Raw genomic sequence first — 13804 nt, forward strand, 5'->3', positions numbered from 1 at the left:
TCGCTTCGATGGCGGGGACGAGCAGGCCGGACTTACGCAGGGCGGGGCGGGGCGGTCATGGTCCTGACGATTTCCGAAAGCGTTCACGGCACGGGGGCGCGGTATCCGGATGCCGCGCTGGTGACATGGTCGTCACAGCACGTCCGCGCCTCACTCCGTCTCCTCGTGGGAGGCGGACCGCATCACCTGCGGAAATGGATTTGCGCAAGCTTATGGAGGGCCAGGGGCCGAGGTGTTTGTGGAGGACGACAAACTAGTCCTCGATGGCTGTTCGATCGGCCAATGCGGAAGGGCGTCGTCGTACGGGGTCCGGGTCAGGTGGCGGGTGGCAGCCGCAGCTGGAGCATGGCGAGCAGACGCTGGTCCGGACGGCTCAGATCGAGACCGGTCAGCTCCTCGGCCCGGCGAATGCGGTAGCGCAGCGTGTTGGGGTGCACATGCAGCTGGGCTGCGGCCGCCCGTACGTCACCGAAGGAATTCAGGTAGGCCAGCAGGGACTCGGCCAGCTGTCCCTGGTGCCGGCTGTCGTGCGCCACCAGGGCGGTCAGTCGGGGATCCCGTATCTCGGCGTGGTCGGAGAGCAGCGTCAGCATTTCGCTGACCAGCACCTCCGCCTGGATGTCCGGCAGCGCGGCGACCGCGGTGGACACGCCGGCGCTCACCATGGCGTCGAGGATCCGGTCGGCCTCGCGACGTGACTCGGGTGCGGTGCCGAGCCCGGGCACCAGGCAGCCGACCGAGCCGCGCAGCGGCAGTCCCAGATGGCGGTGTGCGGCCTCGGTGATCTCCTGGGCCCAGCCGCGCAGGGTGTCGGTGTCGATGCTGCGGGGCAGCTGGGGCAGCAGCACGTAGATACGGGGATCGACCTGAGTGACCAGCGCGCTGCGGTGCCGGGCGGCGATGTGCACGGAGACGAGGTTCGTGACCTCGGTGTGGGTCAGCTCCGGTGCGGTGACCGCCTCCAAGGTCCCGTACGAGAAGCCCAGGACGGCGGCCGGGCGGGACACGTCGAATCCCAGGTGGGTGGCCAGCGGCTGTGGCCCGGTGCTCCCCTCCAGCAGCCCGGCCAGCAGCGTCCGGGTGAGCGTCAGGTCCTCCGAGAGCTCCCGGCGGCGGCGTACCAGATGGTGCGCGGCGACCCGGGCGGCGCCCAGCAGTGCCTGGTCCGAGCGTTCGGACAGCGGTGTCGAACCCTCCTGCACCCAGATGGTGCCCAGTTGCCGGTCACCGGACCGGATGGCCACCGCGAGCCGGCGGCGGATCCCCAGCTCGGGGTGGCTGTCGATCCCGATCACCTCGTCGCTGGAGTGCAGGTGCTGGAACACGCCCCACTCGCGCAGCTTCGCCAGGTACGCCTCCGGTCCCTGCCAGCCGAGGATGGAGCGCCGCCGCAGGTCGTCGATCTCGTCGGAGTCGGTGGAGCGGGAGTAGGCCAGCACCCGGTGGGCCGCGTCCTCGATGCTGACGATGCCGCTGGTGAGGATGGCGGTGGTCTGCGCGAGCGAGAACAGGTCGCCCTCCTCGGCCCCTTCGCCGGGATGGCCCGGCGGCGCGTCGTCGAGGGCGGCACGGGCCAACGCGATCACCTGTTCCCAGCGTGCTTCACTGCGCAGGGAGAGCAGGGCGACTCCGGCCTCGGCGGCGGTCTCGCTGACGGCCGCGGCCGGGCCCGGACCGTCCAGTTTGACCACGACGGCGGCGGCCTGATCGCGCCCGGCGGCCCGCAGCGCGGGAAAGGCGGCGCGGCCACGGGCACCGATGACGAGAACCAGCTCGCCAGGATGGGCGGACGGCGGGTCCTCGGGGTCGAGCAGGGTGATGCCGCGGATCTCGACGTCGAGTCCGGCGGGAGCGGCCTGCACCTCCACCAGCGAGTCACCCAGCGCCATCAGCAGCTGACGCAGGCTGATGCTCGCGGTGGGCGGAGAGACCGCGCCGGGATCCATGATCGTCGCCTCTTGCTCGGAACCACGCCGAAAGCCCGATGCTATCCGCCCGGGCACCGGGGGCCACGCCGGGGCGTGGGAGGGGCGGGGCTCCGCCGGGGAAGGGCGAGGTCACCGCGCGGCTACGTTGTGGCTGGTCGCGCAGTTCACCGCGCCCCTGAAGGGCGCGCCCGCGCCGCTACGGCGTCGTCGCCCCGCTGTCGTCGTCCGCCGCGACGTCGCCCTCCGCCACGATGAGGTCCTCCAAATTGCGCATCGACGTCTGGAAGGCCTTGCGCAGGCCGGGCTGCTGGAGTTTGTCGATGGTGCGGCCGACTATGCCGAGGCCGGGCCGGTAGCGGACGCTGTATGTCATCTCGGTGCCCTCGGTGCCGTCGTCGAAGGTGAGGCGGCGGAACTCGAAGATGTTGGTCATGCCGTGCATGGGCTCGAAGCCCGTTCCGCTGTCGACCCGTCGTCGCAGGGGGTCGATCTCGCGAACGGTCCACGTGGAGCGGGTGGTCAGCGGGCCGACGGTCCGGTTGCATTCGGAGTACGTCCTGCCCACTTCGGCGGTGCCGTGGTGCGCGGTGACTTCCAGGACGCCGTGCACCCACTCCGCGTAGCGGTCGGTCGCGGAGGTGACCTCCCAGACGCGACGGAGGGGCACGGCGAGTACGGCGCGTTCGGTCACTTCGGTGACGGCGGCCATGTCAGCTCTCCTGTTCGATGACGGCGCGTGCGGTGTCCCTGCCGGAGCGGACAGCCCCGTCCATGTAGCCGTTCCAGTAGTCGGCGTGCTCGGCCCCGGCCCAGTGGACGCGGCCGAACGGCCTGTCCCGCCACGCGCCCAGGTCGGTGAGCACACCGGGGGCGGCGATCGCGGTGGGCCCGCCCCGGGTCCACCCCTCGGTGGTCCAGTCCTGCTCGAAGTAGTCGGCGGGCCGCAGCGCGCCGCGCCCCACGACCTGGGCGAAGGCGCGCAGCACCGCGCCGCGTCGTTCGTGGGCGGGACGGTGCGCCCAGGCACGCCACTGGCGGCCGCCGAGGAAGCCCATCAGGACACCCGGTTTGCCGCTGGGCGGCGAGTTGTCGAACATCGAGCACACCGACGAGCCGGCCCGGAAGACGCCCTGGCCGGACAGCCCGTCGCCGCGCCAGAACGGCTCGTCGTAGACGGCCTCGCACTTCATCAGCCGGCCGAAGGTGAGCCGGCTGAAGAGCGCGTCCTGCTCGGGCGGAAGCAGCGGGGACCAGTGGATCCGGGCGGCCAGCGCGGGCGGTACGGCGACGACGACCCGGCGGCATGTCCAGGCGCCGCTGTCGGTGCGCACCGTCACGCCGCGGCCGTCCTGTTCGACGGCGCGGACGGGCGAGCCGAGGACCACGCGCCCGTCGAGCTGCTCGGCCATGGTGGTCGACAGTCGCTGCGAGCCTCCGACGAACCGGCGTTCCTGTGCGCCGTCCTTCGTTCCGATGCCGCGTTCCAGCGTGCCCGGCACGCCTTCGGAGCCCATGCCGGCGATGTAGTGGAGGCTGAACAGCAGCGAGGCGTCCGCGGCGGTCGCGCCGTACGCGGAGCCGAGGAAGGCGTTCATCAGGTCCAGTCCGCCCGTGCCCAGGGTGGTGCGGCGGATCCAGCTGTCGAGGGTGAGCGCGTCCAGGCGGCGTGCGTGCCGGGCCTCCCAGGGCGCGTGCAGCGGAACCTGCCGGGTGAGGCGGGCGATCCGGGCCATCGTGACGCCGATGTCCGGGAGCGCGAGCAGGTCCGGTGGGATGTCGCCGGTGTACCGCGTGCCGCGTCCGCCGTGTACGTACACCGCCGCGCCCTCGTCGTACGCGGGAAACGTGTCGATGCCGAGTTCGTCGGCGAGGGCGAGCACATGATTCTGGGTCGGACCCACGAACTGGCCGCCCGCCTCGACGACCTGTCCGTCGCCGAGGTCGTGGTTGAGGGTGCGCCCGCCGACGCGGTCACGTGCTTCGAGGACCGTGACACTGTGTCCGGCGGCGACGAGCCGGCGGGCGGCGGTCAGCCCCGCGAGCCCCGCGCCGATCACCACGACATCGGTGTTCCGGGCAGAGGCCGGGGAGGCCGGGGAGGACGCAGTGGAGGCAGAGGACGGCATCCCGCATCACCTGTCGATGGTCGGTGCGCCGGCGGCGAAGGCCTGTACGGCGGCGAGGTCGAAGTCGCCGTGGTCGGTGCCGAGCCCGCCGGCCACCTGGGCGGCCGTCGCACAGCCGAGTACGGCCGCCTCGGGCGCGTCGTGTCCCAGCGAGAGCCCGCGCAGGAAGCCGGCGGAGAACGAGTCTCCGCACCCGGTGGTGTCGACGACATCGACGGCGAACGCGGGAACGGTGTGCTCACCGTCGGCCGTGACGATCACGGCGCCGGCCGCACCGGCGGTGGCGACGACGCATCCGGCACCGCGGTCGAGCAGTGCGCGGCAGCCCGTCACCAGGTCGGTGGTGCCGGTCCAGCCGAGGACCTGCTCGTCGTTGGGCAGCAGATAGTCCACGTACGGCAGGCAGGCCGCGATCCAGTCGAGCCACGCGGCCTCGCCGGGGACGATGCAGTCGACGGAGGTGGTCACCCCGTGGTCGCGTGCGAACGACAGGACCTTCGCCGCCGCTTCACCGCCCATGAGCTCCGGCGCCCCGAGATGCAGGTGCGTGGCCGCGGTGATGGCGTCCCACGGCGCGTCGTCCGGCCCGTAGCCGCCGTTGGCCCCGATCACGTGGAAGGTGGGATGCGATCCGTCCGGCCGGACAGGTACGACGCTGGCCGAGGTCTGCATTCCGTCGCGGCGCAGCAGCAGCGAGGTGTCCACACCGTCGCGGGCGAGCAGCGCGAGCAGCTGGTCGCCGATCGTGTCGGTGCCGACGGCGCCCGCGCTGCGCACGGTGGCGCCGAGCTTGGCGAGGACGAGCGCGGTGCCGCCGGCGGGGCCGGCCGCCGTCACCTTGATCTGGTCGACGAGCTGTCCGCCCTGGCCTTCGGGAATCTGCTCGACCGGACTCACGAGGGTGTCCAGGACATGCGCACCCAGCGCGATCACGGTCATGTCGGGGGCCGCGGTCATGACTTCTCCTCGGGTGTTCCGGTGGGCTTGCGGTTCATGCGTGCCAGCGCCGCCTCGATGACGGCCTGCTGCTGTTTCTCGTCGAGAGCCCGCGGAGTGCCCATCGACGCCGCGTGCCAGTAGAGCTCGCACGCCCACTCGAGCAGGAGACTCCGCTCGACCGCCGCTTCGAGGGAGCCCGCGTGGGTGACCGCACCGTGGTTGGCCATCAGCGCGGCCGACTTGCCGTCCAGGGCGGTGAGCACATGGTCGGCCAGCTCGGGTGTGCCCCATGTGGCGTACGGTGCGACGCGCACGGCACCGCCGAGCTTCAGCATGTAGTAGTGCACGCACGGCAGTTCGTCCACGACGAGGCCGACCGCCGTGGCCATCGGAGCGTGGGTGTGCACGACGGCCGCGGCGCCGAAGCGTCGGTAGACACCGAGGTGCAGGGCCAGCTCCGAGGTCGGTTCGAGATCGCCGAGGACCGCCTTGCCGTCGAGATCGACGACGACGACCTGTTCGGCGGTCATCTCCGCGAACCGGGCCTCGGTGGCGGTGACCACGACTTCGTCACCCACGCGTACGCTGACGTTTCCGGCCCCCTCGATGACCAGTCCGCGGGCCGCCAGCCGTCGGCAGGCATCCGCGATCTGTTCCCGGACGTCCTGGTGGCCGCTCATACCGGGACCGCCGCGGCAGCCGACCGGACGAGGACGGCGTGGGCCATGATCGCGCTCCCTGCTGTTGATGTCGGGCGGAACACATGCGGAACACACGGGGCGAGGATCGGGCGCGCTCCTCTTCAGCACATCCGACTATGAGCATGTTCGGACACGCGTCCAGAGTGTTCAGCAAGTGCGGACGCATGTCCAGACTCCGCGACAACTCCGCGATAGGGTTTTGCCCATGCCCATTCGCCCCGCGACGCACCGAGCGAGCGGTCAAGCGCGTCGCACCGCTCTCCTGGAAGCGGCCATCGAGGTCATCGCCGAGGGCGGCGTGGGCAAGGCGACGCATCGGTCGATCGCGGCCCGGGCGGGTATGCCGCTGTCGACCACCAGCTATTTCTTCTCCTCCCTCGACGACCTGATCGCCGCGGCCCTCCAGGTCGTCGCCGACCGCATCTCGGCACGCGTCGAGGAAGCGCTCAGGAAGATCGACGAAGCCGCTCTGGGGCCGGAGGAGTCGATCGAACCGTTCCTGGAGCAGCTGCTCAGCACGCCGCAGAGCGAGTTGACGGCGCAGTTCGAGATCTACCTGGAATGCGCCCGCCGGCCCCAACTGCAGGCCACGGCCCACCAGATCATGGCCAGCATCGAGCGGGCCGCGGAGGCGTCACTGCGCGCCCTCGGTATCAGTCACGCCACACGGCGCGCCCCGATGGTGGTCGCCATGCTCGACGGCTTCGCCCTGCACCGGCGGGCCTGGCCCCGGGGTGAGGCGGACCGCCGCATGCTCCGCGAGGCCCTCAGCACGCTTCTCCGCACCTTCGCCGCACAGGACTCCGCCAAGGGTTGACTCTGGAACTCTGTCCGATGTTGCCGCGGTGTCCGCGCCCCCTCACGGACGGACGGCGGTGACGAGCCAGTAGCGGGCCATCAGCCGCACGCCGCCGTCGCCCTGATACGGGCGGAAGGCGTGCACCGCGGCCTGATGGGCGCGCTCCTCCGTGCGGGAGTCGGCGTCCGCCTCGCGCAGCCAGTGGCGCAGCGGCCCGAGGCCGAAGAGGAATCCGGCGGCGTCCTCGGCGTCCTTGCCCCAGTACTGGGGCACTTCGATGTCCTCGACGGTCACGTCGTCGAAGCCGGCGTCGGCCAGGACCCGACGGGTGTGGTCGGGGTCGGCGAAGGCGAGGGGGCTCGGGCCGGTGGACTGGGACAGATCGGGCAGCCGTACGTGCTCCGAGATCGCCGCGAAGACCGTGGACTGTTCCATACGGTCGAACGACTGCGGGCAGACGAAGGCGAGACGCCCGCCGGGGCGCAGGGCCCGTCCTATGTTACCGAACCCCTCGACGGGGTCGGCGAAGAACATGATGCCGAAGCGGCTGACGGCGGCGTCGAACGCGGCTTCCGCGAAGCCGTACACCTGCGCGTCGGCCTGTACGAAGTCCACGTTGCCGAGCGATTCGGCGGTGGCGCTCGCCCGGGCCCGTTCCAGCATGGGCGCCGACAGGTCGATGCCCAGGGCGTACGCGGCGCGACCGGCGGCGAGGCGGGTGACGCGGCCGTTGCCGCAGCCGATGTCGAGGACGCGGTCGCTCGGCGCGAGGGCCGCCGCGTCGAGGAGCGGGGTGTTGGCCCCGTCGTTGATGCCGTCGTAGCGGTCCTGGTGGTCCGCCCAGTGCCGGCCCTCGTAGCCGTTCCAGGCCGTGGCCTGCTGGGAGTTCACCAGCTTGTCCGCGCTGTGCGGGGTGGTGGTGCCGGTCGGGCTGTCCGGGTGGTCCGTCGGATGCGTCATGGCTTCATGGTGCCGCCATCGCACTGCGAGTGGGACGCGGACTGCCCACCGATTCGCCCAGTCCCGACTACCGCTGAGGGCGACGCAGCAGGAAGTTCATCGCGGTCATCGTGAGCACGGGCTCGCCGCGCTGGTTGAGCACCTCGATGCCGGTGTGGACGAGTCCGCGGTCCGGCTTCGAGCGGGAGACTCGGGCCTGTCGCACCGTCGTACGGATCGACAGGCTGTCGCCCGGGCGGACCGGCCGCACCCAGCGCAGCTCGTCGACGCCGGGGGAGCCGAGGCTCGCGACCTTGCTCACGTAGTGGTCGGCGTACATCCGCATCATGAGGGCCGTGGTGTGCCAGCCGCTGGCGATCAGCCCCTCGAAAGGGCCGTTCTCGGCGGTCTCGGGGTCGGTGTGGATGCTCTGCGGGTCGAAGTCCCCGGCGAACCGGAGGACGTCCTCCTCGCTCACCGTGATGCTGCCGTAGACGTACACCGAACCCGGGACGTAGTCCTCGAAGTACCGGTGCTCGATGGGGGTGTCGAAATCCGCGTCGCTCAGCGGGGTGGTGGCGGAGCTCGTCATGAGCGGCACGATAACCGCCGCGTCGGTCCTGCCGCACAACGCCGTCGAGAACACCGCGTACGGCGGCCGGGTGCCGCCTGCGTTCGCAGGTCACCGTGGCCGGTGACAGACTTACGACGTGGCCGTCTGCCTGCCAGTGAGCCTGGCACGACGAGGAGGCCGGATGTTGTCATGCGCAATCGCCGGGGTCGGTTCACGGCCGTCCGCGCGCCGTCCGCCGAGGCCCGCAGCTCGCAAGTTCCAGGTCCGCATGATCCAGGTCCGGCCCGGCCGTGCCCCCTGTGCGTCCAGCAGGTGCGGAGCCGGACCGCTCCACGAGGGACTCTGATCGCGCCTCGCCCCGGCAGAAGGACGAAGGAGGTCTTTCACCATGAAGACCTGTATCCGGGACGCTGCCCTGGCCGTCGCCGCGCTGTCGACGGCCGTCGCGCTCGCGGCCTGCGGACAGGACGGCGGGGGCGGCGGGGGCGCGGAGGGCGCCGCGCAGATCGGCATGCTGTTGCCGGACGACACCACGGCTCGCTGGGAGACGCAGGACATGCCCCTGCTGGAGAAGGAGGTCAAGGAGCTCTGTGGCGACTGCACGATCGAGCACGCCAACGCCAAGGGCGATGTGGCCACCCAGCAGAACCAGGTGGAATCCATGATCATCAAGGGCGTCGACGCGATCGTGCTCGTGGCCGTGGACGCCGCGTCGCTCGGCGCCGCGGTCACGAGGGCGGACCAGGCCGGCATCCCGGTGATCGCCTACGACCGGCTCGCCGAGGGCCCCATCTCGGGGTACGTCTCCTTCGACGGTGAGGAGGTCGGAGAGCTCCAGGGCATGGCACTCCTCCAGGCCATGGGCCCGAGGGCGGACGGCGGCCAGATCGTCATGATGAACGGTGACCCCACCGACCCCAACGCGGTCTCGTTCAAGAAGGGCGCGCTGTCCGTACTCCAGGACCGGGTGAAGATCGGCAAGTTGTACGACACACCTGCGTGGAGGGCGGAGACGGCCCACATGAACATGTCCAGCTCGCTCTCGGCCCTGGGCGCCGAGAACATCCACGGCATCTACGCCGCCAACGACGGCCTGGCCGCCGGCAGTATCTCCGCCCTCAAGGCGAACAAGGTCAGCCCGCTGCCCCCTGTCACCGGCCAGGACGCCGAACTCGGAGCCCTGCGGCGCATCGTCGGCGGCGAGCAGTACATGACCGTTTACAAGCCCTTCGGCCCCGAGGCTTCCGCCGGCGCCGCCATGGCTCTGGCCGCGGCCCGCGGTGAGAGTCTCGACAACGTCGCCACGGGACAGGTGCGCGCCAGCACCGGGAAGCTGGTTCCGGCCGTCCTGCTCACCCCGGTGTCCGTGACGGTCAGCAACATCGACGACACCTTGGTGAAGGACGGCGTGTACACGGTCCAGCAGATCTGCACCCCGCAACTCAGGGCGGCCTGCGACAGGGCCGGCCTCACCGGATAGGCCGGTTTCCGGTTTCCCACCACAGCCGGACCCGGGAAGGAGGTGGTTTTCCGTGCCGACTCCGCCCCTGCTGGCGCTGCGCGGTGTGTGCAAGCGCTTCGGCGTCGTCCAGGTCCTCAAGGACGTCGAACTGGAGGTCCGTGCCGGCGAGGTCGTGGCGCTGCTGGGTGACAACGGAGCCGGCAAGTCCACCCTGGTGAAGGTGATCTCCGGCGTCGCCCCCGCGGACCGGGGTGTCATCGAGTGGGAGGGCCGGGCGGTCCAGATCCGGCGCCCCCACGACGCCCGGGATCTCGGCATCGCCACCGTCTACCAGGACTTCGCACTGTGCGGGAACCTCGACATCGTCGGCAACCTGTTCCTCGGACGGGAGATCCGCAATTACGGGTTTCTCGACGAGGTGGAGATGGAGCGCCGTACCCGGGACCTGCTGGAGCACCTGACGACGGGCGTCCCCGATCTGAGGGCCCCCGTCGTCTCCCTGTCCAGCGGTCAGCGGCAGACGGTCGCCATAGCCCGCTCGGTCCTCGGCGACCCGCGGATCCTCCTCCTGGACGAACCGACCGCGTCCCTGGGCTTCGAACAGACCACCCTGGTCCTGGACCTCGTCGACCGGCTGCGCGACCGAGGGCTCGGGGTACTGCTCATCAGTCACAACATGGGTGATGTCAAAGCACTCGCGGACCGGGCGGCGGTGCTGCGGCTCGGTCGCAACAACGGCTTCTTCGATGTGAACACCGTGTCCCAGGAACAGATCATCTCCTCCATCACCGGCGCCACGGAGAACGTGCCCCGTCGCATGGCCCCCCGGGAGGAAGCGTGGTGAAAGGGATACGTAAACCGGCGGACCGCACTCGGGCCGACTCCGCCCCCTCCACCGCCGAGTCCGGGCCGCCGCACCGGGGGCGGGACATCGTCCGTGCCGTGGAGGCCTTGGCCGCCGCGTTCCGGCACAGGGTGAGGGCCGGCGAACTGGGCTCGTTCCCGGTCGTCCTCGTTCTGCTCGCGGTCTGGATCGTCTTCCAGACCCTCAACGAGAACTTCCTCTCACCACGGAACCTGTCCAATCTCGGCGTGGACATCGTCGGTACCGGCCTGATCGCGGTCGGTATCGTTTTCGTGCTGCTGATCGGCGAGATCGACCTGTCGGTCGGCTCGATCAGCGGTCTGGCGGCGGCTGTCTTCGCCGTGCTGAACGTAAATCACGGCGTGCCGGAGTGGCTCGCCGTCATGGTCGGGGTGCTCGTGGGGACCGCGGCGGGGACTGTCCAGGGCGCGTCCTTCGCGAAGACGCGTGTGCCCGCGTTCGTCGTCACGCTCGCGGGGTTGCTGGCCTGGAACGGCCTCATGCTCTACATCCTCGGTACCAGTGGCACGATCAACATCGACGAGAACGGCTTCGTCGCCAAGCTCACCAGCCACTACTTCTCCAACGACGCCGCCGCCTACGGTCTGGCGGCGGTCGGTGCGGGCCTGGTCTTCCTCGCGTCCTACTGGGACAGGCGCCGCCGCAGGGCTGTCGGCATGCCGCACCGCTCGCTCCTGGAGATCGGGGTACGCACGGGAGTGCTCGCGGTGATCGCGTTCGCCGCCGCGTATGTGCTCAACCGGTTCCAGGGACTGCCGCTGGCTCTCCTGATCTTCCTCGTCCTGGTGGCCGGCCTGGACGTCGTCCTGCGCCGCACGCACTACGGGCGGCAGGTCTACGCACTCGGCGGCGGAGTCGAGGCGGCCCTCCGTGCCAGCCTCAGGGTGGTGCGCGTGCAGACGGCGGTACTCGCGGTCTCCGGCACGATGGCCGCGATCGGCGGCCTGTTCCTCGCCTCACGGATCACCTCGGTGAGCCAGACCTCGGGCTCGGGCGTCCTGCTGCTGAACGCCATCGCGGCAGCGGTCATCGGAGGCACCAGCCTGTTCGGGGGACGCGGGAGGACCTGGTCCGCGGTGCTCGGCATCCTGGTCATCGAGTCGGTCGCCTCGGGTATGGCGATCACGGACACCCCCATCGCCGTCCAGTTCATGATCACCGGCGGGGTGCTGTTCGCCGCCGTGGTCATCGACTCGCTGTCGCGGCGCTCCCAGGAGGCACACGGCCGGGCCTGACGAGTCCGTGATCAGCGGTCGTGATCAGCGGTGGGGTGCGGGATCGGGGGCGAAGGGCCGTGCGCGGGCTATGAGCAGCGCGACGTCGTCGTGGTCGTCGGGGTGGCGGAGGTTGTGCAGGAGCCGGTCGCAGGTTTCTTCCAGGGGGGAGTCGGCTGCGTCGAGCAGGTGCACGAGCGTGTCGAGGCGGTCGTCGATGGGGTGCTCGCGGGTTTCGACGAGTCCGTCGGTGTACAGGACCAGTTGGTCGCCGGGCGCGAGGCTGAGGGTGGTGGTTTCGAAGGGGACGCCGCCGACGCCGAGGGGGGTGCCGGTGGGCAGGTCGAGCAGGTGCGGGTGCCTGCCGTAGGGGACGAGGACCGGGGGCAGGTGGCCGGCGTTGGCGATGAGGCACTCGGCGCGGTGGGGATCGTAGGCGGCGTAGACGCAGGTGGCGATGTACTGCTCCAGCCTGGAGGTGATCGTGTCGAGGTGCTGGAGGACCCGGGCGGGGTCGAGGTCGAGTTCGGCGAAGGCGGCGGTGGCGGTGCGCAGGCGGCCCATGGCGGCGGCGGCGTCGATGCCGCTGCCCATGACGTCGCCCACGACGAGCGCGGTCCTGTCCCGGTCGAGCGGGAGGACGTCGTACCAGTCGCCGCCGACCTCGTAGGCGGCCTGCGCCGGCTCGTACCGGGAAGCGACCCGCAGGCCGGGAAGGTGGGGCGGGTGCTCCGGAAGCAGGCTGCGCTGCAGGGTCACGGCGGCGTTGCGCATGCTCTGGTGCGTACGGGCGTTGTCGATGCACACCGCGGTGCGGGAGGCCAGCTCGACGGCGATGGCGAGGTCGTCCTCGTCGAAGGGCCGCGGATCGCGGGCGCGGGCGAGACCCACGAAGCCGAGGATCGTGCCGCGGGCGGCGAGCGGAACGGCCAGGTAGGAGTGCACTCCGGCGCGGGCCAGGCGGGTGGCGGACCGTTCGTCGGGGGCGATGAGAGACAGGTCGTTTCCGTCGGCGTGCCGGATCAGGACGGGCCGGCCGGTGCGCACGCAGCGGGTGGCCAGACGGTCGGCGTCGTACGAGGCGACCTGGCCCGGCGGACCGGCGGCATGGACGGCTTCGGTGGGGTAGGCGGCCCGCACCGCGAGGGCGCGGAAGAACGCGGGGCCGCTGCGGGCGGCGGGGCGGTGCTCATCGAGGACGGACTCGAGTACGTCGACGACCGCCACGTCGGAGAAGTCGGCGATGGTGACCTCGGCCAGCTCCCGGGCTGTCTGTTCGACCTCCAGGGTGGTGCCGATGCGGGCGGAGCCGTCGGCGATCAGGGCCAGACGCCGTCGGGTCTCGGTGGCCTCCAGGGTCGACTGATGCCGCTCGGTGACGTCCACCACCAGCTCGGCCACCCCGAGCACCTGTCCCTGGGCGTCCTCCAGCCGGTACACCGAGAGCGACCAGGCATGCTGGTGCTCCGGGTCGGCTCTGGTGCGGGCGACGATGGTGGTCTGCTCGACCAGAGGGTTCCCGGTCTTGAGGACCTGCCGCATCGCGACCTCGGCCGCCTCGAACTCCGGGGCGCTCATGATCTCGCGGTAGTAGTGGCCGAGGTGGTCCTCCGCGGGGATGCCGTGCATCCGCTCCAGGGCGGGGTTGACGGCCGCATACCGCAGATCGGTGTCGAGGATCGCGATCCCGATGGGGGACTGGGAGATCAGCCGCGTGGACAGGGCGACGTCCCGCTCCACCTCGCGCAGCGTGGGGGAGTCGGTGCCGAGCCCGAGGGCGTAGAAGTCGCCGCGGTCGTCCAGCAGCCGCATGTTGCGCCACTCCACCAGCCGCGTGGTGCCGTCCTTGCGCCGGACGGGGAACGAGCCGCCCCAGCTCTGACCGGTCTTCATGACGTCGGTGAACTTCTCGATCACCCAGTCCCAGTGCTCTTCGTGCACGAGCAGCCGCGCGGCGTACTGGCCGAGCGCCTCCTCGGCGGTATGGCCGTACAGCTTCTCGGCCTGCGGACTCCACAGGACGATCCGTCCTTGGGCGTCCAGCAGGACCGCCGAGACGGCGAGGAGGTCCATCAGCCCGCTCGGCCGCGGTGGCTCGCCCTCCGGCGGGCGGACGTCCGCCCGGCCGATGTCCGCCGGAGACCTGTTGGATTCGCTCATCGCAGGCACTTCTTCCGCCGCCCGGCGGCGCCTGGGCGGGCGGTTCCGCCGACCTGTACCTGGAGCACGGCCTGTC

General features: G+C 70.9%; 12 protein-coding genes. 4 read left to right on the plus strand and 8 right to left on the minus strand.

The features are described 5' to 3' along the window. Window positions 1-314: 314 nt before the first annotated feature. From FGD71_RS45885 to FGD71_RS45905, 5 genes are all read right to left on the minus strand, one after another. The gene (locus FGD71_RS45885; protein ID WP_240437090.1) at window positions 315-1946 is read right to left on the minus strand and encodes a PucR family transcriptional regulator; all 1632 of its coding nucleotides are present in this window, start codon (window positions 1944-1946) and stop codon (window positions 315-317) included. 178 nt (window positions 1947-2124) lie between these two features. Beyond that, a complete protein-coding gene (locus FGD71_RS45890; RefSeq protein WP_119106564.1) occupies window positions 2125-2637 on the minus strand; it encodes an SRPBCC family protein in 513 nt (170 codons plus the stop codon). A gap of 1 nt (window position 2638) precedes the next feature. Continuing rightward, window positions 2639-4054 (minus strand): flavin monoamine oxidase family protein, encoded by a 1416-nt coding sequence (locus FGD71_RS45895; protein ID WP_119106565.1) that lies wholly within the window; start codon window positions 4052-4054, stop codon window positions 2639-2641. 6 nt (window positions 4055-4060) lie between these two features. Further along, window positions 4061-5011, minus strand: a complete 951-nt coding sequence (locus FGD71_RS45900) for a carbohydrate kinase family protein (protein WP_119106566.1) — start codon at window positions 5009-5011, stop codon at window positions 4061-4063. Next, complete coding sequence (locus FGD71_RS45905; RefSeq protein ID WP_119106567.1) at window positions 5008-5673, minus strand: class II aldolase/adducin family protein; 666 nt, start codon at window positions 5671-5673, stop codon at window positions 5008-5010. Before FGD71_RS45905 ends, FGD71_RS45900 begins: the two co-directional genes overlap by 4 nt. 226 nt (window positions 5674-5899) lie before the next feature. On the opposite strand from FGD71_RS45905, the gene FGD71_RS45910 reads away from it, so the two are divergent. After that, window positions 5900-6511, plus strand: coding sequence for a TetR/AcrR family transcriptional regulator (locus FGD71_RS45910; RefSeq protein WP_162931414.1), 612 nt, complete (start codon window positions 5900-5902; stop codon window positions 6509-6511). A 42-nt stretch (window positions 6512-6553) separates the two neighbouring features. Here the strand turns inward: FGD71_RS45910 and FGD71_RS45915 are convergent, their stop codons facing one another. Further along, a complete protein-coding gene (locus FGD71_RS45915; protein WP_119106569.1) occupies window positions 6554-7453 on the minus strand; it encodes a class I SAM-dependent methyltransferase in 900 nt (299 codons plus the stop codon). Between the two features lie 67 nt (window positions 7454-7520). Continuing rightward, window positions 7521-8024: a MaoC family dehydratase gene (locus FGD71_RS45920; protein WP_119106570.1), complete on the minus strand. Its 504-nt coding sequence runs from the start codon at window positions 8022-8024 to the stop codon at window positions 7521-7523. A gap of 370 nt (window positions 8025-8394) precedes the next feature. Here FGD71_RS45920 and FGD71_RS45925 point away from each other — a divergent pair, with 370 nt between their 5' ends. From FGD71_RS45925 to FGD71_RS45935, 3 genes are read left to right on the plus strand one after another with little or no spacing between them, the layout of a single operon-like run. After that, window positions 8395-9486: a sugar ABC transporter substrate-binding protein gene (locus FGD71_RS45925; protein ID WP_119106571.1), complete on the plus strand. Its 1092-nt coding sequence runs from the start codon at window positions 8395-8397 to the stop codon at window positions 9484-9486. Between the two features lie 52 nt (window positions 9487-9538). Continuing rightward, complete coding sequence (locus FGD71_RS45930; RefSeq protein WP_119106572.1) at window positions 9539-10312, plus strand: ATP-binding cassette domain-containing protein; 774 nt, start codon at window positions 9539-9541, stop codon at window positions 10310-10312. Continuing rightward, entirely contained in the window at window positions 10306-11589 is a 1284-nt protein-coding gene (locus FGD71_RS45935) for a sugar ABC transporter permease (protein ID WP_119106573.1), read from the plus strand. The genes FGD71_RS45930 and FGD71_RS45935 overlap by 7 nt, the downstream gene beginning before the upstream one ends. Before the next feature lie 24 nt (window positions 11590-11613). On the opposite strand, the gene FGD71_RS45940 is transcribed toward FGD71_RS45935, so the two are convergent. Beyond that, entirely contained in the window at window positions 11614-13728 is a 2115-nt protein-coding gene (locus FGD71_RS45940; protein ID WP_119106574.1) for a SpoIIE family protein phosphatase, read from the minus strand. Window positions 13729-13804 lie beyond the last annotated feature (76 nt).

The organism is Streptomyces sporangiiformans (assembly GCF_005768555.2).
GTDB lineage: Bacteria > Actinomycetota > Actinomycetes > Streptomycetales > Streptomycetaceae > Streptomyces > Streptomyces sporangiiformans.